Annotated in this window: 27 protein-coding genes and 1 tRNA gene; 17 read left to right on the forward strand and 11 right to left on the reverse strand. The window is 74.3% G+C overall.

Going from position 1 to position 26,245, the window contains the following annotated elements:
- Positions 1-3: 3 nt before the first annotated feature.
- Complete coding sequence (locus tag IPL61_00350; protein ID MBK9029790.1) at positions 4-1,284, forward strand: serine/threonine protein kinase; 1,281 nt, start codon at positions 4-6, stop codon at positions 1,282-1,284.
- Here IPL61_00350 and mnmA read toward each other — a convergent pair.
- Positions 1,230-2,336, reverse strand: coding sequence for a tRNA 2-thiouridine(34) synthase MnmA (mnmA, locus tag IPL61_00355; protein MBK9029791.1), 1,107 nt, complete (start codon positions 2,334-2,336; stop codon positions 1,230-1,232). The genes IPL61_00350 and mnmA overlap by 55 nt on opposite strands.
- A gap of 21 nt (positions 2,337-2,357) precedes the next feature.
- Between mnmA and rlmD the strand changes: the two genes are divergently transcribed.
- On the forward strand, positions 2,358-3,692 hold the full coding sequence (rlmD, locus tag IPL61_00360; protein MBK9029792.1) for a 23S rRNA (uracil(1939)-C(5))-methyltransferase RlmD: 1,335 nt from the start codon (positions 2,358-2,360) through the stop codon (positions 3,690-3,692).
- 11 nt (positions 3,693-3,703) lie between these two features.
- Here rlmD and IPL61_00365 read toward each other — a convergent pair whose 3' ends face one another.
- A complete protein-coding gene (locus IPL61_00365) occupies positions 3,704-4,192 on the reverse strand; it encodes a hypothetical protein (protein ID MBK9029793.1) in 489 nt (162 codons plus the stop codon).
- Positions 4,193-4,366: 174 nt separating this feature from the next.
- Between IPL61_00365 and IPL61_00370 the strand changes: the two genes are divergently transcribed.
- The 3 genes from IPL61_00370 (at position 4,367) to lipA (ending at position 6,160) form a co-directional block, all read left to right on the forward strand.
- Positions 4,367-5,077 (forward strand): hypothetical protein, encoded by a 711-nt coding sequence (locus IPL61_00370; GenBank protein ID MBK9029794.1) that lies wholly within the window; start codon positions 4,367-4,369, stop codon positions 5,075-5,077.
- Positions 5,078-5,089: 12 nt separating this feature from the next.
- Positions 5,090-5,172: transfer RNA gene (locus IPL61_00375), tRNA-Leu, on the forward strand.
- A 40-nt stretch (positions 5,173-5,212) separates the two neighbouring features.
- Positions 5,213-6,160 (forward strand): lipoyl synthase, encoded by a 948-nt coding sequence (lipA, locus tag IPL61_00380; GenBank protein MBK9029795.1) that lies wholly within the window; start codon positions 5,213-5,215, stop codon positions 6,158-6,160.
- A gap of 28 nt (positions 6,161-6,188) precedes the next feature.
- Here lipA and IPL61_00385 read toward each other — a convergent pair whose 3' ends face one another.
- A complete protein-coding gene (locus IPL61_00385) occupies positions 6,189-6,608 on the reverse strand; it encodes a hypothetical protein (protein ID MBK9029796.1) in 420 nt (139 codons plus the stop codon).
- 43 nt (positions 6,609-6,651) lie between these two features.
- Between IPL61_00385 and IPL61_00390 the strand changes: the two genes are divergently transcribed.
- Positions 6,652-7,026, forward strand: coding sequence for a YciI family protein (locus IPL61_00390; GenBank protein ID MBK9029797.1), 375 nt, complete (start codon positions 6,652-6,654; stop codon positions 7,024-7,026).
- Between the two features lie 3 nt (positions 7,027-7,029).
- Positions 7,030-8,340 (forward strand): RNA polymerase subunit sigma-24, encoded by a 1,311-nt coding sequence (locus IPL61_00395; GenBank protein ID MBK9029798.1) that lies wholly within the window; start codon positions 7,030-7,032, stop codon positions 8,338-8,340.
- A 304-nt stretch (positions 8,341-8,644) separates the two neighbouring features.
- On the opposite strand, the gene IPL61_00400 is transcribed toward IPL61_00395, so the two are convergent.
- The 6 genes from IPL61_00400 to IPL61_00425 form a co-directional block, all read right to left on the reverse strand.
- On the reverse strand, positions 8,645-10,126 hold the full coding sequence (locus IPL61_00400) for a serine/threonine protein kinase (protein ID MBK9029799.1): 1,482 nt from the start codon (positions 10,124-10,126) through the stop codon (positions 8,645-8,647).
- 71 nt (positions 10,127-10,197) lie between these two features.
- On the reverse strand, positions 10,198-11,121 hold the full coding sequence (locus tag IPL61_00405) for a serine acetyltransferase (GenBank protein MBK9029800.1): 924 nt from the start codon (positions 11,119-11,121) through the stop codon (positions 10,198-10,200).
- A 20-nt stretch (positions 11,122-11,141) separates the two neighbouring features.
- Positions 11,142-12,062 (reverse strand): hypothetical protein, encoded by a 921-nt coding sequence (locus IPL61_00410; protein ID MBK9029801.1) that lies wholly within the window; start codon positions 12,060-12,062, stop codon positions 11,142-11,144.
- A 53-nt stretch (positions 12,063-12,115) separates the two neighbouring features.
- Positions 12,116-12,748, reverse strand: a complete 633-nt coding sequence (locus IPL61_00415; protein ID MBK9029802.1) for a hypothetical protein — start codon at positions 12,746-12,748, stop codon at positions 12,116-12,118.
- 54 nt (positions 12,749-12,802) lie between these two features.
- Complete coding sequence (locus tag IPL61_00420) at positions 12,803-13,396, reverse strand: hypothetical protein (GenBank protein MBK9029803.1); 594 nt, start codon at positions 13,394-13,396, stop codon at positions 12,803-12,805.
- 375 nt (positions 13,397-13,771) lie between these two features.
- Positions 13,772-13,960: a hypothetical protein gene (locus tag IPL61_00425; GenBank protein MBK9029804.1), complete on the reverse strand. Its 189-nt coding sequence runs from the start codon at positions 13,958-13,960 to the stop codon at positions 13,772-13,774.
- Positions 13,961-14,136: 176 nt separating this feature from the next.
- Between IPL61_00425 and IPL61_00430 the strand changes: the two genes are divergently transcribed.
- Complete coding sequence (locus IPL61_00430) at positions 14,137-14,529, forward strand: hypothetical protein (protein ID MBK9029805.1); 393 nt, start codon at positions 14,137-14,139, stop codon at positions 14,527-14,529.
- A 24-nt stretch (positions 14,530-14,553) separates the two neighbouring features.
- Here IPL61_00430 and IPL61_00435 read toward each other — a convergent pair whose 3' ends face one another.
- Positions 14,554-15,549, reverse strand: a complete 996-nt coding sequence (locus tag IPL61_00435; GenBank protein MBK9029806.1) for a hypothetical protein — start codon at positions 15,547-15,549, stop codon at positions 14,554-14,556.
- On the reverse strand, positions 15,495-17,207 hold the full coding sequence (locus IPL61_00440; GenBank protein MBK9029807.1) for a tetratricopeptide repeat protein: 1,713 nt from the start codon (positions 17,205-17,207) through the stop codon (positions 15,495-15,497). The genes IPL61_00435 and IPL61_00440 overlap by 55 nt, the downstream gene beginning before the upstream one ends.
- A 140-nt stretch (positions 17,208-17,347) precedes the next feature.
- On the opposite strand from IPL61_00440, the gene IPL61_00445 reads away from it, so the two are divergent.
- The 9 genes from IPL61_00445 to IPL61_00485 all read left to right on the forward strand — a co-directional run bounded on the left by IPL61_00445 (position 17,348) and on the right by IPL61_00485 (position 26,245).
- Positions 17,348-19,642, forward strand: coding sequence for a PBP1A family penicillin-binding protein (locus tag IPL61_00445; protein ID MBK9029808.1), 2,295 nt, complete (start codon positions 17,348-17,350; stop codon positions 19,640-19,642).
- A gap of 47 nt (positions 19,643-19,689) precedes the next feature.
- A complete protein-coding gene (locus IPL61_00450; GenBank protein MBK9029809.1) occupies positions 19,690-20,151 on the forward strand; it encodes a hypothetical protein in 462 nt (153 codons plus the stop codon).
- A 178-nt stretch (positions 20,152-20,329) separates the two neighbouring features.
- Positions 20,330-21,028, forward strand: a complete 699-nt coding sequence (locus IPL61_00455) for a MotA/TolQ/ExbB proton channel family protein (GenBank protein ID MBK9029810.1) — start codon at positions 20,330-20,332, stop codon at positions 21,026-21,028.
- A 9-nt stretch (positions 21,029-21,037) separates the two neighbouring features.
- Entirely contained in the window at positions 21,038-21,856 is an 819-nt protein-coding gene (locus IPL61_00460) for a biopolymer transporter ExbD (protein ID MBK9029811.1), read from the forward strand.
- The gene (locus tag IPL61_00465; GenBank protein ID MBK9029812.1) at positions 21,856-22,416 is read left to right on the forward strand and encodes a biopolymer transporter ExbD; all 561 of its coding nucleotides are present in this window, start codon (positions 21,856-21,858) and stop codon (positions 22,414-22,416) included. The genes IPL61_00460 and IPL61_00465 overlap by 1 nt, the downstream gene beginning before the upstream one ends.
- Positions 22,417-22,627: 211 nt before the next feature.
- Positions 22,628-23,323 (forward strand): hypothetical protein, encoded by a 696-nt coding sequence (locus IPL61_00470; protein MBK9029813.1) that lies wholly within the window; start codon positions 22,628-22,630, stop codon positions 23,321-23,323.
- Between the two features lie 302 nt (positions 23,324-23,625).
- Positions 23,626-24,189, forward strand: coding sequence for a hypothetical protein (locus tag IPL61_00475; GenBank protein MBK9029814.1), 564 nt, complete (start codon positions 23,626-23,628; stop codon positions 24,187-24,189).
- A 67-nt stretch (positions 24,190-24,256) separates the two neighbouring features.
- Positions 24,257-24,877, forward strand: a complete 621-nt coding sequence (locus IPL61_00480; protein MBK9029815.1) for a hypothetical protein — start codon at positions 24,257-24,259, stop codon at positions 24,875-24,877.
- A gap of 567 nt (positions 24,878-25,444) precedes the next feature.
- Positions 25,445-26,245 (forward strand): hypothetical protein, encoded by an 801-nt coding sequence (locus IPL61_00485; GenBank protein MBK9029816.1) that lies wholly within the window; start codon positions 25,445-25,447, stop codon positions 26,243-26,245.

A 26,245-nucleotide genomic window follows, 5' to 3' on the forward strand; every position in this document is an offset into this window, starting at 1 on the left:
CCCGTGGAGGCGCCCACTCGCATCGGCCGCTATCATGTGCTCGCGCCGATCGCGCGCGGCGGCATGGCCGAGGTGTTCCGCGTCAAGACCGTGGGCCTGGCCGGGTTCGAGAAGGTCCAGGCGCTCAAGCGGATCGCCCGGGCCCAGGCCCGCGAGCCGCGGTTCATCCGGTCGTTCATCGACGAGGCCCGGATCGCCGCCGAGCTCAGCCACAAGAACGTGGTGCAGGTGTTCGACTTCGGCGAGGTCGACGGCGACCTGTACCTGACGATGGAGCTGGTCGATGGCCTCGACCTCAAGACCGCGCTCGACCGGGCCCGGGCCAGCGGCCGGACGCTGCCGTCGACGCTGGCGTGCCACGTGATCGCCGAGGTCGCGGCCGGCCTCGACTACGCCCACCGGCGCACCGACGCCGCCGGCCACCCGCTCGGCATCGTCCACTGCGACGTGTCGCCGGCCAACGTCATGCTGTCGTCCGAGGGCCACGTGAAGATCCTCGATTTCGGCATCGCCCGGGCCAGCTTCGCCCACGCGGTCGAGCGCCGGCGCCTGCGCGGCAAGCCGCGCTACATGGCGCCCGAGCAGACCCGCGGCGAGCGCCCGACCACCGCGACCGACGTGTTCGCGCTCGCGACGGTGGCGTGGGAGCTCCTGACCGGGCGGCTGCTGTTCGACGGCGCCGACGTCGCGGCCACGCTCGCGGCGGTGCGCGGCCAGCCGATCCCGCCGATCGATCGGGTCTGCCCCGAGGTGCCGATGGCGGTCGCGCGCGCGCTCGACCGGGCGCTCGATCGCGAGCCGGCGCGCCGGGCCAGCGCGCTCGAGGTCGCCCGGGCCGCGACCCTCGGCGCCGCTGGCGCCACCGCGCGCACGCTCGCGGCGTGGCTCGACGACGTCATCGCCCACGCCGGCCCGCCCGCGCCGCCGCAGTTCGCGGCCGCCACCGCCGACACCCTCGCGCGCGAGCCGGTGCCCGAGCCGACCTCGGCCGCGGTGACGGCGCCCATGCGCCCCGGCGCGGCCGCGATCCCGACCTGGACGCCGGGCACCTCGTCGGACACCACGACGCGCCCGTTCGGTGACGACGCCGAGCCCACCAGCACCGACGGGCCGGGCTACGCCTGGCTCGACGAGGAGACCGAGCTCGGGGGCCCGGCGATCGGCACGCTCGACGTGGCCGACCTGCTCGACGCCGCCGATGGCGCCGACCTGGCCGACGCCACGATCGATCAGCCGCTCGACCTCGCGACCCACCCGCCGCCGACGACGCGGTCGCCGTCGTAGATCACCGCGGCCTGGCCCGGCGCCGCGATCAGCGGCTCGGCCAGCGCGACCTGCACCCGCGGCCCGACGGTGATCCGCGCCGGCACCCGGGGCCCGCGGTGCCGGACCTGGACCTGGACCTCGGCCGCGAGCGGCCCGAGCCAGCGCGGCTCGTCGAGCACGAACCCGGCGGTGGCGGCGTCGGCGCGGGCCCCGACCGTGACCGTGCCGGCGACCGGATCGATCGCGGTGACGAACCGGCGATCGTCGGGGCCGAGGCCGCGCAGGTTGCCGAGGCCCTTGTGCTGGCCGATCGTGAACCGGTGGACGCCGTCGTGGCGGCCCAGCGCGACGCCGCGGTCGTCGACGATCGCGCCCGCGGTCGGCAGCGTCCGGCCCCGGGTCAGCGCCGCCGCGGCCACGAACCCGGCGTGGTCGCCGTCGGGCACGAAGCAGATCTCCTGCGACTCGGGCTTGGCGGCGTTGGGCAGGCCGAGCTCGGCGGCGAGCGCGCGCACCGCCGGCTTGGTCAGCTCGCCCAGCGGGAACCAGACCTCGGCCAGCGCGGCGGGCGGCATCGAGAACAGGAAGTACGACTGATCCTTGTCGGGGTCGCGCGCCCGCCACAGCGCCGGCGCGCCGTCGGGACCGGGCGCGATCCGGCCGTAGTGGCCGGTGGCCAGCACGTCGGCGCCGATCGCCCGGGCCCGGGCCAGGAGCGGCGCGAACTTGACGTGCTGGTTGCAGCGCACGCACGGGTTGGGGGTCTTGCCGTCGAGGTAGGTCGTGACGAAGTCGTCGACGACGGTGCGCGCGAACTCGGCCTCGAGGTCGAGCACGTAGAACGGGATGTCGAGGTGCTCGGCGACCCGGCGCGCGTCCTCGACGTCGCGCGGCCCGCAGCAGCGCCCGCGCGCGGTGCCGGTGGTGCGGGCGTCGTAGAGCCGCATGGTCATGCCGATGACGCGGTGGCCGGCGCGCACCAGCAGCCCGGCGGCGGTGGCCGAGTCGACGCCGCCCGACAGCGCCACCACGACGGTGCGCGCGGGCGCGGGGGGGACGGGCGCGGTCATGGCGTGCTACCCATGCCAGAGATGTCAGCCCCCGGCAAGCCGTCCGCGATCGAGGTCTCCGCCACCGATCTCGACGACGACGGCGCCGGGGTCGCCACCGTCGACGGCCGCACGCTCCACGTGGCCGACCTGCTCCCGGGCGAGCGGGCCCGGGTGGCGTGGATCCACCAGAGCAAGCAGCGGCCCGAGGCCTGGGGTCGGATCGTCACCCGCACGTCGCCGCCGTCGCCCGACCGGGTCAAGCCGCCGTGTCCGGCGTTCGGACGCTGCGGCGGGTGCCCGTGGCAGCACCTCGCCTACCCGGCCCAGCTCGCGGCCAAGCACCGCCAGGTCGCCCGCGCGCTCGGCGATCAGGTGACCCCGGCCGCGGTGGTGCCGGCGCCGCACCAGCTCCACTACCGCGCCAAGGGCAAGTACGTGGCCGGGCGCACCGACGGCCACCTCGCGCTCGGCGCCTGGGCCCGCGATCGCCACCAGTTCGTCGACACCGCCGGCTGTCAGGTCGTGACCCGCGCGATCGATCGCGTGCGCGGCGCGGTGATCGCCGCGGCCGCGGGCGCGCGGCTGGCGCCGTTCGACGAGCAGCGCGGCACCGGCCAGCTCCGCTACGCGATCATCCGCCAGGCCCGCGACGGCCGGCTGCTGGTGGCGCTGGTGGTGCGCAGCAACACGCCCGCGGTCGCGGTCGCCGCGGCCGGGCGCGCGCTGATCGAGGACCCGACGATCGTCGGCGTGGTCCGGATCGACAACGACCGCACCGACGGCGCGCTCGCGGCGTCGCCGCCGGTGCTGGTGGCCGGCGACGCCACGCTGCCCGATCGGATCGCCGGGGTCGACGTCGCGCTCGGCGCCACCGAGTTCGCCCAGGTCAACCCGGTCGCGACCGACGCGCTCTACGCCCACGTCGCGGCCCAGGTCGCGCTGGCGCCGGGCGAGCGCGCGGCCGACGTCTACGCCGGCCTCGGCGGCATCAGCTTCGCGCTGGCCCGCGCCGGCGCCACCGTCACCGCGATCGAGCGCGACGCCAGCGCGATCGCCGCGCTCACCGCCGCCGCGACCGCGGCCGGCCTGGCGATCACCGGGGTCGTCGGCGACGCCGAGGTCCTGGCCGAGCGCGGCGCCGATCTGGCGGCGATCGTCGTCAACCCGCCGCGCAAGGGCTGCTCGGCGGCGACCCTGGCGGCGGCCACGGCGTCGACCGCCGGCCGGCTGGTCTACGTCAGCTGCGGCCCCGACGCGCTCGGCCGCGATCTGCGGGCGCTGACCGGCAGCGGCTGGCGCATCGATCACGCGCAGCCGTTCGACCTGATGCCCGGGACCGCGCAGGTCGAGACGGTCGTGCGCCTGGTGCGCTGAGCGGGCAACGGTCAGGGCCGCTTGGGCTTGCGCATGAACGACTCGCGCGAGGTCTCGATCAGCTTGACCGAGCAGGTCGCGCGCACCGGGCGACCGCCCGGCATGAACATCGTGTACTTGGTGCTGACCGACTCGACCACGCCCACGAACTTGGGCAGATCGTCGCCCCACAGGATCATCACCCGCGGCGGCCGACGCCGGTCCTCGTCGCCGGCCTCGTCCATCACCAGCATCATCTTCTGGAGCGGCTCGACGTACTGCTTGTGAACGTCGAACGGCGCGCCCCCCGGCCCGACCGTCTCGAAGGTGTCGAAGAACAGCTCGAGCTGGAGCGTGCGCGCGTTGGACGTGGTGAACGTCAACTCGGGGTGATCGCCCTTGCTGGTGGCGCTCGGGCTCCACGACGCCGACTTGTCGACCTGGATCTCCTTCGGGTTGTACTGCGCCCAGAGCCCCTCGTTCGACTTGTCGAGGTTGGCGATCACCAACTTCTTGAGCACCCGATCTGCGTCCTGTGGGCTGTGCCGGCTCGCCAGCGGGTAGGTCGGTCGCGTGGGCAGGGTCGGAAGGTCGTCGGCGCTCATGGTTGCCCCTGTTCTCGACCGCGCGCGTGCGCGGTTGCGTGATCGGCCGAAAATTTGGACCGCGCCCGGGCCGGGCCTACGGTTTCGGGCATGTGGCGCCTGGCCTTGGTCGTGACGGTGGCGGCGTGCGGCGCCCGGGCGCCGCTGTCGACCCACCGGACCGCGCCGGCGCCGGGCGTGCTGACCGCCCCGCCCGGGGAGGCCCCGCCGGCCGCGGCGGGCCCGGTCACCGAGGCCCTGGCGCCGACGTACCCCCGCGCCGCCGACGGCGGCGTCGTGCTGTCGCGGCTGCCCAGCCCGCACCGCGAGCGCCCGGCGCCGACCCCGCCGATCGACCGCATCGACGACGCCCGCGCGCTGGTCGGCCGCCGCGACCCGCGTCCGCCCCTGGTCGCCGCGCTGGCGTGGTCCAGCCAGCTGGTCGGGCGCCCCGCGCCCCCGGTCGACGACGCCGCCGGGCTGATCGCCTGGGCCCAGGCCGCCGCGGCCTGGCGCTCCGTCCCCGCGCTCGCGCCCGGCGATCTGATCGTGTTCGATCGCGCGGTCGGCGGCGCCCCGGCGTCGCTGGTCGCGGTCGCGCTCGGCGCCGACGATCGCGGCGTCGTCGAGATGATCTACCTCGGCGCCGGGATCGTGCGGCGCGGCTTCCTCGACGTGACCCGCCCGCGGCTGCGGCGCGATCGGGCCGGGCGCGTGGTCAACACCGCGCTCCGCCACAACCGCGATCAGCCGCCCAAGGGCACGCGGTTCATGGCCGGCGAGCTGTTCGCCGGCGTGATCTCGACCGCGCCCGCGCGGTAGGCTGCGCCCGCTGCCCGGGTGGTGGAACGGTAGACACACGGGACTTAAAATCCTGCGAGCGCAAGCTCATGCCGGTTCGAGTCCGGCCCCGGGCACCGCTTCCCTCGCGCCGCCGCGCGCGCGCTACAAGCCGGCATGGCCGAACGCGTCCACCTCCCGGTCGTGCAGCCTCCGGCCGCGGCGCCGGCCGCCGCCGACGCGCCGCCCCGCCGCCGCCACCCCGAGTGGATCCGGGTGCCGCTGCCGACCAAGCCGACCTTCTTCGAGGTCAAGCAGCGGGTCGGCGAGCTCAAGCTCCACACCGTGTGCGAGAGCGCGAGCTGCCCCAACATCGGCGAGTGCTGGAGCCGGCGCGCCCTGACCATCATGATCATGGGGGACATCTGCACCCGCTCGTGCCGGTTCTGCGACGTCACGACCGGCCGGCCGCTGCCGCTCGACCCCGACGAGCCCGGCCGGGTCGCGACCATGCTCGGCGAGCTCGACCTCGAGCACACCGTGATCACCTGCGTCGACCGCGACGACCTGCCCGACTTCGGCGGCGCCCACTGGGCCGCCACGATCCGCGCGGTCAAGGCCGCGTGCCCGACGATGACCCTCGAGGTCCTCGTCGGCGACTTCAAGGGCCGCACCGATCACGCCGACATCGTCCTCGACGCCGAGCCCGACGTGTTCGCGCACAACCTCGAGACCGTGCCGCGGCTGTCGCGCGAGGTCCGGGTCCAGGCCAGCTACCCGCGCAGCTACAAGATCCTCGAGCACGCCCGGGCCCGCGGCGCGGTCACCAAGACCGGCCTGATGATGGGGCTGGGCGAGACCCAGGCCGAGGTGATCGAGGTGCTGCGGGAGATCGCCGGCCTCGGCGTCGACATCCTCACGCTCGGCCAGTACCTGTCGCCGTCGAAGTCGCACCTGCCGATCGTGCGCTACCTGCCGCCGACCGAGTTCGCCGAGCTCGGCCAGATCGCCCGGGACCTCGGCATCGCCCACGTCGAGAGCGGCCCGCTGGTGCGGTCGAGCTACCACGCCGACGGCCAGGCCGCGCTGGTGCGCGGGCTGCGGGCCCAGGCCCAGACGCGCTGAGCGCGGGGGGCGGCGCGCGTCGCGGGGCTCACACGTCGAACACCATCGCGGGCGGCGCTGGCTCGTCGCCGACGGGACGGGCGGGCGCGAAATCCGTCGCGGCGGGCGCCGCGTCTCGGCCAGCGAGATCCGTCGCGGCCAGCGCCGCGGGCGATCGGCCGAGGCGCGCGGGGCCAGCGGCGACCGCGACGCTGGCGAGCGCCGCGAGCGCCGCGAGCGAAATCCGTCGCGGCGGGCGCCGCCGGGCCAGCCCCGTGATCGGCCCCGCCCGCACGCCTGGCTGCTCGCGGTCGGCTGGCGCCGCGGCGGCGGCCTCATCGACGTCGACGACGTCCCCGGGCCGGCCCCGTGAGCCGGGTCCGCGGGGATTCTTGGACAGGGGTGCGGCGACTCCCGAGAATACGTCACGGACGTGTCGATCCACGCGGGGCTGGATTGACGACACCATGCCAGGCCAACTTCGGCCGGCTCAGGAGAGACCCATGCGATTCATGATGCTCATCAAAGCGACCCCCGAGAGCGAGGCCGGCGCGCCGCCCTCACCCAAGCTCATGGAGGTCAGCCACGCGGCGGCCGCCCAGCTCACCCAGGCCGGGATCATGCTGTTCACCGGCGGCCTGTTGCCCAGCTCCGACGGCGTCCGGCTGCGGGTCGCCGACGGCAAGCTGACCCAGATCGACGGCCCGTTCGCCGAGGCCACCGAGCTGGTCGGCGGCTTCGCGGTGTTCGAGGTGAAGTCGAAGGACGAGGCCATCCAGCACGGCCGACGCTACATGGCGATGATCCAGGAGGTGGCCGGGCCGGGCCACGTGGCCGAGATGGAGATCCGTCAGATCTTCGGCCCGAGCGATCTCCCGCAGCCGTAGCCGATGGCGCAGGGCGCGCAGCGAGGTGCCGCCCTTGGCACGGCGGCGGCGCGGTGGTCCCATCGGCCGGTGGCCGACAGCGCGACTCACCGAGCCATCGCCGCGGCGTACCGCATCGAGGCGCCGCGGCTGATCGCCAGCCTGGCGCGCATCGTGCGCGACGTCGGCGTGGCCGAGCAGCTGGCGCAGGACGCGCTGGTGGCGGCGCTGCGGCAGTGGCCCGCCGCCGGGGTGCCGGCCAACCCCGGCGCGTGGCTGATGGCCACCGCCAAGCACCACGCCATCAACCACGTCCGCCGCGACCGGATGCGCGCGCGCAAGCACGATGAGCTCGGCCAGCTCAGCCCCGGCTCGCACCAACCCGTCGACGAGCCCGATCCGGTGGGCGACGATCTGCTGCGGCTCGTGTTCGTCGCCTGCCACCCGGTGCTGCCGGTCGAGGCCCAGGTGGCCCTGACCCTGCGCCTGCTCGGAGGCCTGACCACCGACGAGATCGCCCGGGCGTTCCTGGTCGCCGAGCCGACCGTCGCCCAGCGGATCGTGCGCGCCAAGCGGGCGCTGGCCGACGCGCGGGTGCCGTTCGAGGTGCCGCGCGGCGACGCGCTCGGCGCCCGGCTGGCGTCGGTGCTGGCGGTGGTCTACCTGATCTTCAACGAGGGCTACGCCGCCACCGCCGGCGACGACTGGATGCGCCCGGCGCTGTGCGGCGACGCCATCCGCCTCGGCCGCGTCCTGGCCGAGCTGATGCCGCGCGAGCCCGAGGTCCACGGGCTCGTGGCGCTGATGGAGCTACACGGCGCCCGGGCCGCCGCCCGCGTCGACGCCGACGGCGCGCCCGTGCTGCTGCTCGATCAAGATCGTGGTCGCTGGGATCGCTTGCTGATCGTGCACGGGCTCGAGGCCCTGGCCCGGGCCGAGGCGCTCGGCGGCGCCCGGGGGCCATACGCGCTCCAGGCCGCGCTCTCCGCCTGCCACGCCCGGGCCGCCACCGCCGACGCCACCGACTGGGCGCGCATCGTCGCGCTGTACGGCGCGCTGGCCGAGGTCGCGCCGTCGCCGGTGGTCGAGCTCAACCGCGCGGTCGCGATCGGCATGGCCCACGGCCCGGCCGCCGGCCTGGCCTGGGTCGACCGCCTGGACGCCGAGCCCGCGCTGGCGCGCTACCACCGCCTGCCGAGCGTGCGCGGCGATCTGCTGGTCCGGCTCGGCCGCCTCGACGAGGCCAAGGTCGAGTTCGAGCGCGCCGCGGCGCTGACTCGCAACGGCCGCGAGCAGGCGTTCCTGCGCGCCCGGGCCGCGGCCTGCGCCCGCTGAGCTTCGGCGGGCCAGCGCCAAGGCCCAGGCAGGTGCAGGGGCAAGCCCCGAAGGCCCCGCACACTCACGACGCGAACCTCCGGGCGCGTGGATCAGGTTCCGATCGAGGTTTGTCAGCCCTGAGGGCCGAGGATCGGGATCGGGATCGGGATCGGGATCGGGATCGGGATCGGGATCGGGATCGGGATCGGGATCGGGATCGGATCGGGGACCGGATCGGGATCGGATCAGGTCGGATCGGCATGGATCGGGATCAGGGGATCCGGATCAGGACCGGATCGACGGATCGGTCGGATCGGGGTGATCACTCCGGATCCGGCTCCGGTTTCCCGGCTCCCCCGGTCATCGCGGGTCGCGAGGTAGGTCGCGACCACGGCGGCGACGGATCGGAGCACCAGCGGACAGGAGCGCAGCGCCTGCTGTGGCCGCGGGCGCGACCCCACGGACGCGGCCTCGAGCGGATCGCGGCGACGGCGCCCCGCCGCTCGGTGCGCCGCTCGGCCTCACGCCGGTCGGCCGCGAGCTTGCGGGTGTCCAGCAGCCTCGTGGGATCGTCGTCGCCGACGCGGCCGGCGCCGCGGGCCTCGATCACCGGCGGCATCGGGCGCGACAGCTTGGCGGCGCGCAGCGACACCTCGCGCCCGGCCGGGGGCGGATCGCGCCGGGTCGTGACCTGCCCGACGTCGCTGTCGTCGGCGCCGCCCGCGACCGCCGTGGCCTCGTCGTCGGGCTCGAGGTCCTCGGTCGAGAGCGGCTTGGCCGGCGCGGTCGCCGCCGGCCGCGCGGTCACCGACGCGTGCATGCCGCCGTGGACCCGCTCGTGCGGCACCTCGTCGCCGGCCAGCGCCATCGGCGCCACCAGCGCCTCGCGCAGGCACTTCTCCCAGGCGCCGCGCAGCGCGGCCTCGGCCTCGGCGCCGTCCTTGTAGCGCCGCTGCGGCGACGGATCGAGCGCGACCATGCACACCTCGGCCAGGGGCTGCGGCACCGACGCGTCGTGGTGGGTCGGCGGCAGCGCGTCGCCCTTGCAGACGAAGCCGTTGGTGGTCTTGGTGTCGGGGCCCTCGTAGGGGATGCGCCCGCATAGAAGCTCATATAGAAGCGCGCCCCACGCGAACACGTCGGCGCCGGCGGTGTAGCGGCCCTCGCGGATCGCCTCGGGCGGGGCGTAGCCGGGCGTGCCCATGAAGATGCCGACCTGGGTCAGGTCGCTGTCGGGCATGCGCGCGATGCCGAAGTCGGCGAGCTTCCAGCGCTGCTCGCCGGCGTGGAGCACGTTGGCCGGCTTGACGTCGCGGTGGACGATGCGCTGGCGGTGCGCGAACGCCAGCGCGCTCGCCAGATCGAGCGCGATGTTGACGCCGCGCCCGAGCGGCATCCGGACCCGGTCGAGGCGGTCGGCCAGCGACTCGCCCGGCAGGTACTCGAGCACCATGAACGGCGCCCCCGAGTCGTCGTCGACGCCGACGTCGAAGATGGTCACGATCGCCGGGTGCGGCATCTTGGCCGCGGCCTTGGCCTCGCGCTGGAACCGCTCGAGGTAGGCCGAGCGGATGCGCTTGCCCGAGCCCTGGGGCGACACGATCGTCTTGACCGCGACCGTGCGGTCGAGCAGCGGGTCGCGGGCCTTGTAGACCACGCCCATCGCGCCCTTGCCGAGGACCTTGACGATCTCGTAGCGGCCGATCGTCTTGTGGGCCTCGCCGCCGTCGACCTCCATCCCGGGCGGCGCCACGAACCGGTGGCGCGACACCGTGCGGGGACGGGCGGCGGAGTCTTCTCTCACGGCGGCGTCAGCCTAGCACGCGCGTCGGTGCTCCCGGCGGCGGCGCGACCGCCGATCGCCTGCGCGCGCGGTCACCCCGGACCGACGGCCGACGGCTCGCGGCGCGTGTGCGCGCCCGCGACGAGCGCGCCCCGGGGCACGCTGGCGGTGACCCAGGCGTTGCCGCCGATCACCGAGCCGGCGCCGATCACGGTCTGGCCGCCGAGGATCGTCGCGCCGGCGTAGATCACGACGTCGTCCTCGATCGTCGGGTGGCGCCGGCTGCCGGTGACCGGCCGGTCCTCGGTCCGGGGCACGCTCAGCGCGCCGAGCGTGACCCCCTGGTAGATGCGCACGCGCTCGCCGATCAGCGAGGTCTCGCCGATCACCACGCCGGTGCCGTGATCGATGAAGAACGACCGGCCGATCGTCGCGCCCGGGTGGATGTCGATGCCGGTCTTCTCGTGCGCCAGCTCGGTCATCATCCGCGGCACGATCAGCGCGCCCTCGCGCAGGAGCGCGTGGGCGATGCGGTACACGACGATCGCGTAGAAGCCGGGGTAGCACACGACGATCTCGTCGAGGCCGGTCGCCGCCGGGTCGCCCTCGAACGAGGCCCGGACGTCGGTGGCCAGGACCTCGCGCAGGGCCGGCAGGCGATCGAGGAACCGGGCGACGATGACCTGGGCCCGCCCCGCGCAGTCGGCGCAGTCGACGTCGCGGCGGCCGGCGGCGAGCTGGGCCCGGTGGTTGAGCGCCCGGTACACCTGCCGGCGCAGCGTGACCTCGAGGTCGCCGACCCGCTCGCGGACCAGCTCGCGCAGCTCGCTCGGCGGCAGCAGGGTCGCGCCGCCGGTGAACCCGGGCAGGAGCAGGCCGCGGCACTGATCGACCGCGCGCGCGATCTCCGACGGCGACGGCAGCTCGGCGCCCGAAAGGTGCAGGTCGTCGCCGTCGCGCAGGTAGCTGTCGACCAGACGATCGGCGAGATCAACGACGTCGGAGTCGGCGGCCATGGCCGGGTCTTAGCACGCGATCAGTCGGGCGCGTCGACGGCGGCGGCGGTCGGGGTCGGCGGCGGCGCGTCGTTGATCACGCGCAGCGCCTCGACGAACCGGGTCTCGGGCACGGTCACCCGGGTCGGCATGCCGCCGCCCAGCGCCAGCAGCCGCACGAAGTCCCAGCCCGACCCGAACGCCGCGGCGATCGTCAGCTGGCCCGAGTCCTTGACCATCGACACCGGCGCCCGGGCCTGGCCGGCCAGGAGCAGATCGGTCTTGTCGAACGCCGCGGCCCCGGCGGTGTCGACCCAGGCGACCCGCCCGCGGATCGCGTACCGCTCGGCCAGCGCGGCGGTGCCCTCGGCCCGGACCGCGAACTCGCGCGCGGCGTCGGCGATGATGTCGGACTGGGCGCCCGGGCCGAGGCCGCCGACCAGGAAGCCGATGACCGCGCGCTTGACCGCGTCGTCGCGGAAGCGGGCGCGCAGCGCGTGATCGATCCGGGCGCCGATCGGGCCGGGCGCGCCGATGCGGGTGTCGACCGCTTGGGCGTCGTCGTCGGCGCCGGGGTACGGCTCGTGACCGCCGAGGATCCACTTGGCCGCGGCGTACAGGCCGTCGAGATCGACGTGGGTCATGATCGTGTCGATCGGGCCGACCTCGCGCACCAGCTCGGGCGTGACCATCTCGGGACACGCGCCGTGCTCGGCCTTGGTCGCGAGCACGAACCGGCGATCGTCCTTGTAGTCGGCGTGGCGCTCGTGGTCGTGGTGATCGACCCACGCCGCCAGGCGATCGCCCAGGCCGGTGATCAGCGGCAGCGTGACCTTGTCGAACGACACGGTCGTGCCGACGGTGGCGGCGAAGGCGACGTCGGTGACGACCACCCGCCCCGCCAGCGCGGTCGGCCGCGGCAGCGACCGCGGCGCGGTGAAGTACAGGTGCGGGAGGGCCATCGCCCGCGACCGTAACACGGGCCCCGCGGCCGGCTCGGCGACGCCGACGGCGCTCAATCGTCGGCGGCGCGCGCCGCCAGGCCACCGACGCCGAGGTCGGGATCGGCGAAGGCGGCTCCGTCGGGCGTCGCGCGCAGGACCCCGCTCACCGAGCTGGCCGCGATCGCCTCGAGCTGCGCCGCGCGCGCCCGCACCGACGGAGCCAGCGGCTCGGCCGGCGGCAGGGGCAGGAGCGCGATCGGCACGGGCCGGCCGATCGACGCGGGCGCCGGCGCCGCGCCGCGATCGGATTCGCGCGCGGCCGGCCACGCGACCACCAGCCCGGCCACGCCCGCCGCCACCGCGGCGCCGACCCCGGCCAGCCGACGCGCCAGCGCCCGCCTCACCCCGCGCGCGTCGACGCAGTCAGCGGTGATCACCGAGCCATCGGGCCGTCGGTACAGCCGGCCGCACGCGCGCCCGCCCTCGACCACCCGGGCCAGGAGCGCCTCGACCTCGGCGGTGGTCATCGCCAGGGTGTTGAACACCTGCTGATCGCACACCCGACAGTGGCGCACGCGCGCGTCGCCGACCATCGCCGCCCACGGCTCGGCGCACGGCGTCGCCACCGTCACGCGATCGAGCAGCGGCAGGTGCGCGCCGCGCCGCGGGGCCGCGAGCTCGGGCGGATCGTCGCGGTAGGCCATGCACCCTCGACACCGACGCGCCCCCAGGCGTTGCAGAAATCGTCGTCCCCGACGTCACGGCGCTCGAGCGGCGTGCGTTACTGCCGGCATGCACCGGCTCTCCGTGTTCGCGCTCGCGGCGGTGGTCGCGGGCTGCTCATCGTCGACGCGGGCCCCGCGCGCGGGCGCCGGCTCCGGATCCGGATCCGGCTCGGCCGCCAGCGGCGCGGGGTCGAGCGTCGTCGTCGCGCACATCGGCGACGCGTGCGCGCCCGATCGCGCCAGCCCCCAGTCGACCTGCCCCGACGGCGCGCTGTGCGCCCCGATGCCAGGCGGGTACTGCACCGCGCAGTGCCTCGTCACCGACTGTCCCGGCGGCAGCGTGTGCGTGCCGACCGGCCGCATGGGCGACCTGTGCGCGGCCGCGTGCGCCAGCGACGCCGACTGCCGCGCCGCCGAGGGGTACACGTGCGACCCGGGCCGCCACGCCTGCCTGCTGCCGTTCCAGGCCTCGCCCAGCCTCGCCGCCTGCGCGCCCGAGGCGGCGACCGGGCCGCGCCTGCCGCGCGCCGAGTTCGGGCCGATCGAGGTGCTCACCTCGGCGTCGTCCCCGGGCGCGTACCAGTTCGAGCCCTCGGCCGCGGTCACGCCCGCGGGCGATCTGGTCATCCTCTACACCGGCGGCGGCGCCTCGTTCTTCGAGCCGAGCTTCCTCGGCGTCGTCCGCGTGCCGCTGACCGGGCCCGCGGTCGAGCAGCCGCTGCCGACCAGCAAGCGCATGCACTTCGATCCGTGGCTGACCGCCGACAGCCGCGGGCACCTGCACGCGGTGTGGCTGGGCCACGACGGCGGCGGCGTCGACGCCAACGCCGAGATCGGCTACGCCCGCTCGACCGACGGCGGCGCCACCTGGTCGACGCCGGTCGCGGTCCACGACCCGGCCGACTGCCCGCCCGACACGCCGTTCTGCCTCGACAAGCCGATGATCGCCGCCGGCCCGGCGCCGGGCGCGCGCGGCAAGGCCCCGGTCGCGCTGCGGGTGTTCTACGCCGCCGGCGACGCCGGCCTGCGCATGCGGACCTCGCTCGACGACGGCGCCACGTTCGATCCCGCGGTGCCGGTGGTCGACGGCGCGTACGGCGACGTCGCGATCGACGCCACCGGCGCGGTCCACGTCGTCGCGGCCGCGGGCGCGCCGGCCGGCCCGGCCGCGTGGGGCTCGCCCGACAACACGATCGTCTATACCCGCGCCAGCGACGGCCACACGTTCAGCGCGCCGGTCGTGGTCAGCGGGCCCGGCGAGCCGGTGCCGTTCTTCTTCGTCAACCCCAGCCTGGTGACCGACCCGACCGGCAAGCTGGTCAGCGTCGCCTACGCCGCCGGCGGGCCCCGACGGCGCCTGGAACATCATGCTGGCGTCGTCGACCGACCGCGGCGCCACCTGGACCCGCCAGCGCATCGCCGGCACCGACCCCGCCTGCGCCAACCACGCCGTGCCCGAGCTGGCGCGGCGGCGGTCGGGCAAGCTCGCGCTGACCTGGTTCGAGTTCGTCGACGGCGCCGGCTACCGGGCGTACACCGTGTGCAAGGCCGACGGGACCGGCTGCAAGATCCCGATGCCGATCGGCCCGCCGATGGCGACCTACGAGCTGGTGCGCCACTCGCCGCGCTGGCTGGGCGAGTACGCGGCGCTCGTGCCCGACGAGGCCCACCGCCGCCTCCACGCGGTCTGGACCCAGGTGCTCGGCGACAGCCCGCGCGGCACCGCCCGGATCGTCCACACCGTCGCGCCAGGGCGCTGAGCCGCGCCGCGATCAGCGCCCGCGTCACTTGTCGCGCGGGCAGCGCATCTGCAGCGCCCAGCCGTCGTAGATCTGGACCTCGCGGACCGTGCCGCGATCACCGCAGGTCGCCCGCCCCGGCTGCGGCAGCAGGCACAGCGTCCGGCGTCCAGACGGCGCGACGATCGGGCTCTGCTCGCGCGCGAGCACGTCGCCGACCCAGTCGCCGTCGACGTAGACCGAGACCGGCTCGGCGCACTCGCGGTTGTCGACGACGAACGTCGCGGCCACCGGCGCCAGCTCGGTGCGCACCGGCGGCGGCGCCGACGGGTCGCCCGCCTCGGGGATGCGGTAGAGCCCGGGCTCGGCCGCGGCCGCCGCGAGCAGATCGGCCGTGCAGTGGCGCCGCGTCAGCTCGCGCCCGACCTGGTTGTCGATCGCGACCTTGAGCTCGAGCACGTCCTTGCGCGCCGCCAGGTAGCCCGCGAGCGCGGCCTCGACCCGGCGCCGATCGATCGGCGAGCCGCCGTCGGTCTCGCCGAACCGATCGTAGGTGAAGATGATCCGGTGCGCGTCCTCGAGCTCGACCCCCGCGGCGATGAACTGATCGCGCGCGGCGCCGGCCAGCGCCCAGCGGGTCGCGACCGCGTCGATCGGACATGGCTGGTTGCCGCGGGCCCGGGCCCCCGCGAGATCCTTGCTGGGGCCCTCGCCCAGGGACGTCAGGATCGCCAGCAGGTGGGCCTCGATCTGGCTGCGCAGCGCCGCCATCGTCGCCTGGGCGGTCGCGAACCGATCGAGCGCGGCCACCAGCGCCGCGCGATCGCCGAACGGCAGGTCGATGCGCGGCCGGCCCTCGAACCTCATCGGCCGCCCGCGCCCGAGCGCCGCCAGGTTGGCGCGGGCGTCGGCGTGGGCGGGGTCGCGGTGGGTCGCGAGCAAGAACTCGGCGCGCGCGGCCTCGAGCTCGCCGGCGCGCACGTGCATCACGCCGCGCAGGTACGCGACGTCGGCGTCCTCGGGCAGGAGCTGCTCGACCACGCCGAGCTGGACCCGGGCCGGGCCAGATCGCCCGTCGCCGACGCGGCCAGCGCCAGATCGTAGCGGATCGCCGCGCTGCGCGGCCGCACCAGCGCCGCCCGACGCCAGTAGATCAGCGCCTCGGCGAACTTGCTCTCGAGGTACGCGGCCGCGCCCAGCGCGGTCCACGTGCCGGCCTGGTACTCGGCGAAGCGCTGGGCCCGCGCCAGCACCTCGCGGGCCGGGCGGTAGCGCCCGGCGTCGAGCAAGGTCACGCCCGCGAGCAAGAGCGGCCGCGGATCGTTGGGCGCCAGGCGCGCCGCCGCGTCGTACCAGCGCACCGCCTGATCGACGTCGCCGCGGCGGCGGTACAGGTCGCCGACGCGCTTGTGGGCGTTGGCGTCGTCGGGGCGGGCGCCGGCCACCCGCTCGGCCCACGCGGTGGCGTCCACGAGTCGACCGCTCTCGGCGTAGGCCGCGGCCAGCTCGATCTGCGCGCCGACGTCGGTCGGCGCCAGGCGCGCGACGATCTCGAGCTCGCTGACCCGGGTCGGCAGCTCGCCGCGGGCGCCCGCGATCTCGGCCAGGACGCGGTGCGCGGCGAGATCGTCGGGCCGGCGCGCCACCACCCGCCCCAGCTCGGCCAGGGCCAGCGCGCCGTCGCCGCTGCGCCACGCCGCCCGGCCCAGGGCGACGCGGGCGTCGAGATCCCACGGGCGCGCGCGCACCAGCGCGGCGTTGCCCGCCGCCGCCGCCGCCCACTCGCCCCGGGCGGCGGCCCGCTCGGCGACCGCGCGCACCGCCGCCGGATAGCCGGGATCGAGATCGGCCGCGTACGCGAACTTGCCGGCGGCCTTCTTGGCGATCGCCGGATCCGGATCGGTCGCCCACAGCAGGCCGAGCAACCGCTGGCCCGCGCCCAGCGTGGGATCGATGAACACCGCGCGCGTCAGATCGCGGCCCGCGGCCGCGCGATCGGCGGCGCGATCGCCGGCGACGCGCTCCGCCGCCGCGAGGTTGCCGAGGGCGCGCGCCAGGCCGCGCCCGAGCAAGGTCAGCGCGTACGGATCGGCGCTGATCGGGGCGGCGAGCACCTCGGCCGCGCCGGCGGGCAGCCGCCAGCCGGCGTCCGCGAGCGCGCCGGTGACCGTGGTCCCGACCAGCAGGTGCGGCGCCTCGATCGGCCCCACCGCCTCGCGCTCGCCGGCGACGATCGCGACGTCGCCGTCGACCTTCCAGACCGCGACGTGCAGGCGCAGCTGCCAGTCGGGGCGCTCGACCCAGCCGGTGATGACCCACCGCGCCGACCGCGCCCGGGCGAACGCCGCCACCGCGGTCGGCGTCGCTGGCACCACCGGCCCGGCCGGCACCACCCAGGCGTCGTAGGCCGGGGCCAGGCCGCTGGTCCGCTCGAGCTTCTCGGCGATCACCAGCGGCAGCCCGGCGATCGCCCAGTCGAGCACGTGCACGCCCGAGCGGTTCTCGAACGCCATCGGCGCGAACCGCTCGGGGATCTGCGCCGGCACGTCGGGCAAGGTCGTCGCGGGCACGACCGCGCTCGACGCTGCGCGCGGCGCCTCGACCACGGGCGCCTGGGCGTGCGCCAGCCCCGCGATCACGGCCGCGGCGCAGACCGCGCCGAGGCGCGACCGCTGCCGGCCGGGAGCCGAGGCGCGCATCGCGGCCGATCGTACCGCAACCCGGACGCGACCGCCCACGCGATCACGGGGTGCGCTACGCTGTCCGGTGCGTGTCGAGCGCTGCGCCAGTCGCCCGCCCCCGCCGTCGCCGCATCCGGGCGTTCTCGATCGTGCGGCTCGTGCTGCTGCTGATCCTGTACGGGGCCGCCGCCGGCGCCGGCGCGCTCTACCTGGCGGTGGCCACGATCAACCGCGATCTGCCGACCGACCTCACGGCCGCGTTCGACTACCAGCCCAACCGCAAGAGCCTGGTGCTGGCCGCCGACGGCCAGGAGATCGGCGCGTTCTACGTCGAGAACCGCCAGGTGGTCCGGCTCGATCGGATCCCGTCGCACGTGATCGCCGCGTTCCTGGCGGCCGAGGACAGCCGGTTCTGGGACCACCCCGGCTTCGACGCGGTCGGCATCGTCCGCGCGGCCTGGAAGAACTTCACGACCGGCGGCGTCAAGCAGGGCGCGTCGACGATCACCCAGCAGGTGACCAAGATGCTCCTGCTCGACAGCGAGCGCACCTACACCCGCAAGGCCAAGGAGCTGATCCTGGCGGTCCGCATCGAGCGCGAGCTGTCCAAGCAGGAGATCCTGTCGATCTACTTGAACCACGTCTTCCTCGGCAACAACGCCTACGGCGTGGCCGCCGCCGCCGAGACCTACTTCGGCAAGCAGATCGAGAACGTCACGATCGCCGAGGCCGCGCTGCTGGCCGGGCTGGTGGCGGCGCCGTCGGAGTACGCCCCGCACCGGCACTTCGATCGCGCGCGCACCCGGCAGGTCTACGTGCTCGGGCGCATGCGCGAGGACGGCTACGTCAGCGACAGCGAGGTCGCGGCCGCGCTCGACGAGCCGATCGCGATCCTGGGCGAGGTCGCCGAGAACGATCTCGCGGCGCCGTACTTCGTCGAGCAGATCCGCCAGCGCCTGGTGACCGCGATCGGCGAGCGCCGCGTCCTCAACGGCGGCCTGCGGATCTACAGCACGCTCGATCCGCGCATGCAGGCCGCGGCCGAGCTGGCCCTGCGCCACGGCCTCGAGACCCTCGACCGCCGCCTGGGCTTCCGCGGTCCGGTCGCGCGGCTCGCGCCCGAGGCCCGGGCGAGGTTCGCCGACGGGCCGCCCCAGCGGGTCCGCGCCGGCGCCCTCGAGCCGGTGCTGGGCGAGCTGGTGCCCGAGACCCGGTACGGCGGCCTCGTGGTCGAGCTGCCCAGGAAGGGGGACCTCACCCTCGACCTGGGCCCGCGGCGGCTGCCGCTGGGCGGCAAGGACGCCGCCGACGCCCGGGCCTGGCGCGGCGACGACGGCGCGCGCCTCGCGGTCGGCGACGTGGTCCCGGTCAAGCTGTCCGCCGACGGCGCCGCCGCGGTGATCGATCAGGCGCCGCTGATCCAGGGCGCGCTGGTGGCGATCGAGCCCGGCACCGGCCGGATCCGGGCGCTGGTCGGCGGCTACGACTGGCGCGACAACAAGTTCGATCGCGCCAGCCAGGGCCACCGCCAGGTCGGCTCGTCGATCAAGCCGTTCATCTACGGCTCGGCGCTCGCGGCCGGCTACACCGTCGTGTCGCGCGTGCTCGACGGGCCGGTCGCGGTGCCGACCGCCACCGGCGTGTGGACGCCGTCCAACTACGACAACCGCTACAACGGCGTCGTCACGCTCCGCACCGCGCTGGCCAAGAGCCTCAACACCATCTCGGTCCGGCTCATGCTCGACGTCGGCGTCGATCGCGTCATCGACGTGCTGCGCGGGTTCGGCATCACCAGCGACATCCCGCGCCACATCTCGATCGCCCTGGGCACGCCCGATCTGACCTTGCTCGAGCTGGCCGGCGGCTACGCCGGGATCGCGTCGGGCGGCCGCCGGGTCACGCCGCGGCTGTGGGACGTGGTCATGGACGGCCGCGGCGCGCCGCTGCTCGATCACCGCGCCGATCCGCCCGGGCCCCAGGTCTGGCCGCCCGAGGTCGACTACGCGCTGGTCGATCTCATGCGCGGCGTGGTCGCGCGCGGCACCGCCAAGCGGGCGCTCGAGCTGGGCCGGCCCGCCGCGGGCAAGACCGGCACCAGCGCCAACTTCAAGGACGTGTGGTTCATCGGCTTCACGACCGACCTCCTGTGCGGCGTGTGGATCGGCCGCGACGACTCGACGCCGATCGGCGACAAGATCACCGGCGGCGGCGCCGCCGTGCCGATCTGGGTCGAGTTCATGAAGGCCGCGCACCCGCCGACGCCGATCCGCGACTTCCCGGTGCCGGCCGGGGTCGTGTTCGCGCGGGCCGAGCCCTGGGGCGGCTCGCCGGTGGGCCCATCGGCCAGCGCGGTCTGGGTCCCGTTTGTGCGCGGCACCGTGCCGGCGGCGTTCGGGGCCGGCGGCGCCGGCAAGCCGTTCTCGGCGCTGGTGCCGCCGCTGCCGCCGCCGTGATCGCCGCCGCGCCCAGCCCGCGGGGCCTCGTGGTAGCGTCACGGGCCATGGCCCGCCGTACCCTCGCCATCGCCGCCCTGCTCGCCGCCGCCTGCGACCTCAACAACGCTCCCGGCGCCGACGCCGGCCCCGACGCGATCTCGCCGACCTGCCTGGAGGCGACCACGCACAGCGACCTGACCTGGATCCAGGACAAGGTGTTCCAGCCGTCGTGCGCCGGGTTCCGCGACTGTCACCAGGGCGCGGCGGTCGACGCCGCCCACCTGTCGCTCGAGCGCGGCCAGAGCCAGCCGCAGATGGTCGGGATCGACTCCGAGCTGTTCCCCCAGCTCAAGCGCGTCATCGCGGGCGATCCCGCCAACAGCTACCTGATGATGATCATCGGCAGCTACGTCGGGCCGCTCAAGGACGGCGTCGGCACGATGCCGTACAACAGCGCGCTCCTGTGCAAGGAGAAGCGCGACGCGGTCGAGCGCTGGATCGCGGACGGCGCGCTGCCCGAGATGTAGCGGCCGTCACCCCGGCCGTGATCGCCAGAAATCTCGCCCCGTCGACAGCGGTTAGACAACGGTTAAGTCATCTAATTGGCAACGGAATCCACGGCGGCCAGCTTGACGCGCCCGGATGGCGCTCGGTACAACCGAGTGAGGACACGCCGGGTCCGGAACTCCCGAAGGACGATACATCATGGATTGGCTAAGCGATGTTTTTCAGAAGGGCGGGCCGTTCTTCATCGTCAACACGTTCTTCCTGGCGATCGTCATCGCGCTGATCGTCGAGCGATCGATGTACTTCCTCGGGAAGGGGCACCTCAATGCCAAGGCGTTCCTCGAGCAGATCAAGCGCCTGCTGGCGGCGAACAACGTGGATCGCGCCAAGAAGCTGTGCGAGGCCACGACCGCGCCGGTGGCGCGCGTCGCCAAGGCCGGCCTCAACCGGCTCCACCGCGGCGAGGCGGCGGTCGCGCAGGCCATGGAAGAGACCATGACCGACGCGCTGCCCGAGGTGAAGACCCGCATCGGCGCGCTGTGGTCGATGGCGAACATCGTGACCCTGACCGGTCTGCTCGGGACCATCACGGGCCTCATCAACACCTTCTCGGCCCTCAAGAACTCCAACCCGTCGGAGAAGGACGAGAAGCTGTCGGCCGGTATCGCCGAGGCCATGTACAACACCGCGTTCGGCCTGTCGATCGCGCTCGTCTGCATGATCGCCCACCTGCTGCTCTCGGCGGCGATGAAGCGCGTCGTGTCCGACCTCGAGGCGTTCTCGCTCCGGTTCGAGAACCTGCTCGCCGAGGGCGGCGCCGCCGCGGCTCGCACCGCAGGCGCCGCGCCCGCGCTCGACGGCGACGCCGTCACCACCGATCTGGGCGAGCGCGCGTAGGCCTTCGCCGTGCTCTCCGCGCAGCGGGTCCGACTGAAGCAGCGCAGCGCCGTCGCGCGGCGCGAGGGGCAGATCGAGGACGACGAGCTCGAGTCGGGGGAGATCAACCTCATCCCGTACCTCGACATCGTCACCAACCTGATGCTGTTCATCCTGGCGTCGGTGGCGGCCAACGTCATCTTCGGCCAGATCAACACCACCCTGCCCGACCAGGGCGCGCCGCCCACGGCGCAGCAGAACGACCCCAACAAGCCACCCGACGAGCAGCCGCTCGGCCTCGCGGTGGCCGTGACCCGCGACGAGATCCTGGTGTTCTCGTTCTCGGGCCTCGAGGGCACGCTGGCGGCCCCCAAGGCGCGGATCCCCCGCACCGGCAAGCCCGACGACCAGTGCGACGCCGCGTACCAGTGCGAGACCAACAAGTGCGGCGCCAACCAGCGGTGCGTGCTCGACACCACCGCGGACGTCACGCCGGTGTTCAACTACCGCCAGCTCAACGACGCGCTGGCCGAGATCGCCACCCGGCGCTGGACCGGGCCGAACAAGCCGCCGCGGCGCAAGCTCGAGACCTACCAGGCGGTGCTCATGGCCGACCCGTCGATCCCGTACGGGACGCTGGTGTCGGTGATCAGCTCGATGCGCTGCCGGATGGGCCCGTTCGGCAAGACCACCGAGCCGTGCCTGATGCCGACCGGTGACGAGACGCTCAAGACCGCCAAGGATCCGGTCGACCAGGTCGCCCGGCTGTTCGATCCCGAGCGCGTCGACTACGATCCCACCCAGCACGCCCTGTTCTCGGACGTGGTGTTCTCGACGGGGTTCCGCTGATGTTCACGCTCGCACAAGCCCGCTCGATGGTCCGCAAGGCGGTCAAGCGCGTCCCCGAGGGCGAGGAGATCCGGCACCTGAACATCATGCCGATGATGGACATGATGACGATCTTGCTCGTCGCCTTCGTCGCCCAGATCGCGGTCGCGTCCAACGCCGCGATGGCGAACTCGGTCGTGCTGCCCGCGACGTTCGGCGAGCAGCCGATGCCCGAGACCTCGGCCCTGCTGATCATCACCAAGACCGCGATCGTGGTCGAGGGTGAGGAGATCGTCGCGGTCCGCAACGGCGACGTCGACCCCTCGCAGAAGGAGGGCGGCGCCGACGGTCGCAAGATCCCGCGCCTGTCGAACTTCCTCGGCACGCTCCGGAGCCTCCAGGACCAGGCCCTGCAGAAGCAGGGCAAGCCGATCGCGGCCGTGCCGGAGCTGATGATCGTCGCGGACCGCTCGATCCCCTACGGCCTGCTGATCAACGTGATGTTCTCGGCCAAGCAGAAGGAAGCCGGCTTCAAGCGCTTCCGGCTGATCGTCCAGAAGAGCCACGCGGTCGGCCAGTAGCGGCCTGGGCCAGGTCGGCGGGTCGGGCCCCGCGGCGGGACCGAGCGCGAGAACCGATGGGCTCGGGTCCCGGTTCGGCGCGGCCGAGCGCGAGAACCGATGGGCTCGGGTCCCGGTTCGGCGTGGCGCGACCGAGCCGTGGGCGCGGGTCCCGGCTCGGCGTGGCGCGAGAACCGATGGTCTCGGGTCCCGCCTCGGGTATACTGGTGGCATGAAGGCACTCGTTGGCGAACGTCGTGCGATGGCGGCCGCCGTCCTCTCGTTCTACGGGTTCATCTACGTCCTGCTCGGCTGGTCCGCGCCCCCCGAGTGGTCGGCGCTCCTGACCGCGATCGCCGGCCTGTACGCGGTGGCGTTCGTCGGCGTCGTCGCCGGGTGGTTCTGGGGCCGCTGGTTCGCGCAGGGCCTCGGCTACTGGGGCGTGGTCAGCGGCGTGCTCGGCATGTGGCAGATCGGGCCGGAGCCGGTGCTGGTGTTCCTGACCGCCAGCCACGCGGTGGTCAGCGTGCTGCTCGCGGGCGAGGCGATGGCCGCGGGCTTCGACGGTCGGGCCGAGTGGCGCGCGCGGTTCCACCTCGACGACGGCGGCGTCCACCGCCTCGGCAAGTCGGTCGTGCGCGCGGCGATGAGCCTCCCCATCCTGATCATGTGGGCCCTCGCCCCGAGCCAGCCGAGCTCGCTGGTCGCCAGCGCCGATCTCATGGCGCTGCTGCCGGCCGGCCTGGCCGTCGTCGGCCTGGTGGCGCTGGTGCGGATGCGCACCTGGGGCCTGTTCGCCCTCGCGGGCGCGGGCGTGGCGATGGTGGCCCTGGCGGGCGTCGGCCTGGTGGCGATGATCGCGGCGGCGCTGCTCGCGGCCGCCGTGGCGCCGTTCGCGCGGCCGATGGCCCGCGCGCTCACTGCCTGAGAGCGTCGACCGATCCTCCTCGGGATCGGTCCGCAGAGTCCGGGCTCCGGCTCCGGTTCCGGCTCCGGCTCCGGTTCCGGCTCCGGTTCCGGTTCCGGCTCCGGCTCCGGCTCCGGCTCCGGTTCCGGCTCCGGTTCCGGTTCCGGTTCCGGCTCCGGCTCCGGCTCCGGCTCCGGCTCCGGTTCGGCTCCGCCGGGCGGCGATCGCCCCGTGATCGAGTGAGGTTGCCGTAGCCTGGGTTTGACCGCTCGCGTCCGCAGCGGTAGGTTTCGGGCATGACGTTTCGTCGGGGATTCGCATTCGTGCGCGCGATCGGTCTGGGTGTGGCGCTGGCGGTGGCGGCGTCCGCGGGCGGCTGCTCGGGGCCGTACGCCGGCTCGCCCGAGAAGCTCAAGCGCCCCTCCAAGAAGCCGGAGCCCGAGGAGGTGCCGGTCGACGCCGTCGAGATCAAGATGGTGATGGAGTGCCAGGCCAAGTTCCAGGAGGAGCCGAAGGACGCGCTCAAGATGCACAAGCGCAACGCGACGGCGTCGAGCCGGCTGGTCGATCAGGCCGACACGCTCCTCGACGACGCCCGCGGCGCGACCGACGACAAGGCCCGCGCCGCCCAGACCGTCGAGGCGATCAACAAGCTGCGCAAGGCGCTGCTCGACGCCCCGTACCACGCCGAGGCCACCTACAAGCTGGCCCACGCCTACGCGCTGACCCGACGCCAGGGCTGCGCGGTCGCGCTGCTCAAGCGCCTCAACGACCTGCAGCGCTACGGTGACTTCGCGGCTGAGGCCAAGCGCAAGATCGACGAGGCCGAGGGCGACAGCGTGTTCCAGCCGTTCCGCAAGCAGGCCAACGAGGCGATCAACCGGTGAGCGCGGCTCCCGTAGCTTCTCTATCCGCCCTGCGCTCGCCGCTCCGCTCTGGCAAGAGGTCCTCGCGATGATCACCACTGCTCGCCTCGTCTGTCTCGGCACCCTGACGACCCTGGCCGCGGCTTGCGGCGGTGGCCAGAAGGTCACGCCCCCGCCGGCGCCGTTTCGGCCCGAGCCCATCGAGGTGATGGCGCCGCGCCCGACCCGCACCGATTGCGATCCGCCCGACCCGTCGCTGGCGCGGGACGCGATGACCTACCGCGAGCGCGCGCCGTCGATCGGCGAGGCCGAGCAGCTCGCCGCCGATGGCTTCGCCGAGCTGTCCGCCGCCGAGGGGGGCGCCCTCGACCCACAGACCCGCGAGGACAAGATCACGCACGCCGTCGAGGACTTCCTGTCGGCGCTCGGCGCGGATCCGTACAACGTCCACGCGACCTACAACCTCGCCGCCGCCTACGCGCGCATCGGCCGCAAGCAGTGCTCGCTCAACTTCCTGGTCCGGCTGATCGCGATGAAGGACCACTCGAGCCGCAAGGACGAGGTCTCCAAGAAGATCGATCGCCTGCTCGGCCGCAACAACACGCCGATCGATCCCGACTTCCGCGACATGCGCGACGACGAGCGGTTCCGGTGCGTGATCGCCAACATCGGCGCCACCGCCCCGACCGAGTGCTTCCCGGCCCGCTGAGTTCCAGAGGGTTCGTCGCCGAACCCAGGCAGGTGCAGGGGGGCTCCGACGTCCGAGGTCTCATCCAGACCAGGTCGGTACATCGGGGGCAAGCCCCGATGAGGGCCCCCACCCAGGACGCGAAACTCCCGGCGCGGGGACCGGTGCTCGACCGAAGAACTTACGAGCTCTGAGTTTCAGGGGGCCAGGTCGCCAGGCCCTCCCCCGTCGGGGGCGAGCCCCGATAGGGCCCGCACCCAGGACGCGCTCCCGGCGCGTCGACCGGCGCTCAACCAAAAAAAATAACCAGGCAGGTGCAGGGGACGCCGACGTCCGAGGTCACGCCCGGACCAGGTCGGCGCGTCGCGGGGCCAGCCCCGACAGGACCCCCACCCAAGGGGACGACGACGTCCGAGGTCACGCTCGGACCAGGTCGGCGCGTCGAGCCGACGCGAGGACCGGTGGGTCGATGCCCGCCACCGCCGACGGCCTCCGCGTCGCAAGCGCCGCGACGAGGCGGCAGCAGGTCAGGCCGCGCCAGCGGTTAGCCGCTTGTGCCGGGCGTCCGCCTACCGTACAACCGGGGCCGTGATGCGCCGAGCCGTGCTGTCCTCCGTCGTGACCGTCGCCGCCCTCGCTGCCGCCGCCGCCTCGGTCGCGGCCCAGCCCCGCGGCCAGGCCAAGGTGCCGCGCGCGTGCGGCGCCTCGGCCATCCCGCTGTCGGTCGGCAACGAGTGGACCTACGACATGGCCGGGGTCCCCGCCGAGCGGCAGCTGTCCGAGGCGCAGACCAAGGCGCTGCCGCCGCCGCCCAAGAAGGTCGTCATCAAGGTCACCGCCATCGACACCAAGGACGGCGTCACGACCGTGTCGCTGTCCGAGGATCTCGACGGCCGCGTCCACGCCACGTCGATCACCTGCACCAACGCCGGCGGCTTCCAGATCGGCCCGACGTCGCTGTGGTTCAACGGCGAGGCCGGCGACGTCGTCGGGATCGAGATCAGCGACATCGTGCGCACCGGCAAGACGCTCGATCTGGTCGGCGGCAAGCTCACGGCGCTGGCCGACTGGCACGACGACCTCACCGCCAGGTGGGCCCACGTCGCGGTCGGCAAGGTCTTCCCGAAGCTGCGCAAGGGCACGCTGTCGCTGTCGCGCCACGTCGCGACCCAGCCGAGCGAGATCGTCGCGACCAAGGCCGGCACCTGGAAGGCCGCCAAACTCGGCATCAAAACCACGACGGTGATCACGATCAAACCGCCGACCGAGAATCCGCTGCGCGACGTGCCGCTGCTGGTGAACTTCCTGTATCTGGCCGACGGCGTCGGCGTGGTCCAGACCCTCAACAGCACCGCGCAGTACCTGCTGGTCGACTACAAGGTCCAGTGA

It is taken from the genome of Myxococcales bacterium (assembly GCA_016717005.1).
Classification (GTDB): Bacteria; Myxococcota_A; Polyangia; order Haliangiales; family Haliangiaceae; genus UBA2376.

What these genes read in the sequence shown, in the direction of transcription:
- mnmA (MBK9029791.1), bottom strand. Translation starts at nt 2,336, where the DNA reads ATGACCGCGCCCGTCCCCCCCGCGCCCGCGCGCACCGTCGTGGTGGCG.
- rlmD (MBK9029792.1), top strand. Translation starts at nt 2,358, where the DNA reads ATGTCAGCCCCCGGCAAGCCGTCCGCGATCGAGGTCTCCGCCACCGAT.
- IPL61_00370 (MBK9029794.1), top strand. Translation starts at nt 4,367, where the DNA reads ATGTGGCGCCTGGCCTTGGTCGTGACGGTGGCGGCGTGCGGCGCCCGG.
- lipA (MBK9029795.1), top strand. Translation starts at nt 5,213, where the DNA reads ATGGCCGAACGCGTCCACCTCCCGGTCGTGCAGCCTCCGGCCGCGGCG.
- IPL61_00385 (MBK9029796.1), bottom strand. Translation starts at nt 6,608, where the DNA reads ATGGTGTCGTCAATCCAGCCCCGCGTGGATCGACACGTCCGTGACGTA.
- IPL61_00390 (MBK9029797.1), top strand. Translation starts at nt 6,652, where the DNA reads ATGATGCTCATCAAAGCGACCCCCGAGAGCGAGGCCGGCGCGCCGCCC.
- IPL61_00395 (MBK9029798.1), top strand. Translation starts at nt 7,030, where the DNA reads ATGGCGCAGGGCGCGCAGCGAGGTGCCGCCCTTGGCACGGCGGCGGCG.
- IPL61_00405 (MBK9029800.1), bottom strand. Translation starts at nt 11,121, where the DNA reads ATGGCCGCCGACTCCGACGTCGTTGATCTCGCCGATCGTCTGGTCGAC.
- IPL61_00410 (MBK9029801.1), bottom strand. Translation starts at nt 12,062, where the DNA reads ATGGCCCTCCCGCACCTGTACTTCACCGCGCCGCGGTCGCTGCCGCGG.
- IPL61_00415 (MBK9029802.1), bottom strand. Translation starts at nt 12,748, where the DNA reads ATGGCCTACCGCGACGATCCGCCCGAGCTCGCGGCCCCGCGGCGCGGC.
- IPL61_00420 (MBK9029803.1), bottom strand. Translation starts at nt 13,396, where the DNA reads ATGACCAGATCGCCCGCGGGCGTGACCGCGGCCGAGGGCTCGAACTGG.
- IPL61_00430 (MBK9029805.1), top strand. Translation starts at nt 14,137, where the DNA reads ATGCTGGCGTCGTCGACCGACCGCGGCGCCACCTGGACCCGCCAGCGC.
- IPL61_00440 (MBK9029807.1), bottom strand. Translation starts at nt 17,207, where the DNA reads ATGCGCGCCTCGGCTCCCGGCCGGCAGCGGTCGCGCCTCGGCGCGGTC.
- IPL61_00450 (MBK9029809.1), top strand. Translation starts at nt 19,690, where the DNA reads ATGGCCCGCCGTACCCTCGCCATCGCCGCCCTGCTCGCCGCCGCCTGC.
- IPL61_00455 (MBK9029810.1), top strand. Translation starts at nt 20,330, where the DNA reads ATGGATTGGCTAAGCGATGTTTTTCAGAAGGGCGGGCCGTTCTTCATC.
- IPL61_00465 (MBK9029812.1), top strand. Translation starts at nt 21,856, where the DNA reads ATGTTCACGCTCGCACAAGCCCGCTCGATGGTCCGCAAGGCGGTCAAG.
- IPL61_00470 (MBK9029813.1), top strand. Translation starts at nt 22,628, where the DNA reads ATGAAGGCACTCGTTGGCGAACGTCGTGCGATGGCGGCCGCCGTCCTC.
- IPL61_00480 (MBK9029815.1), top strand. Translation starts at nt 24,257, where the DNA reads ATGATCACCACTGCTCGCCTCGTCTGTCTCGGCACCCTGACGACCCTG.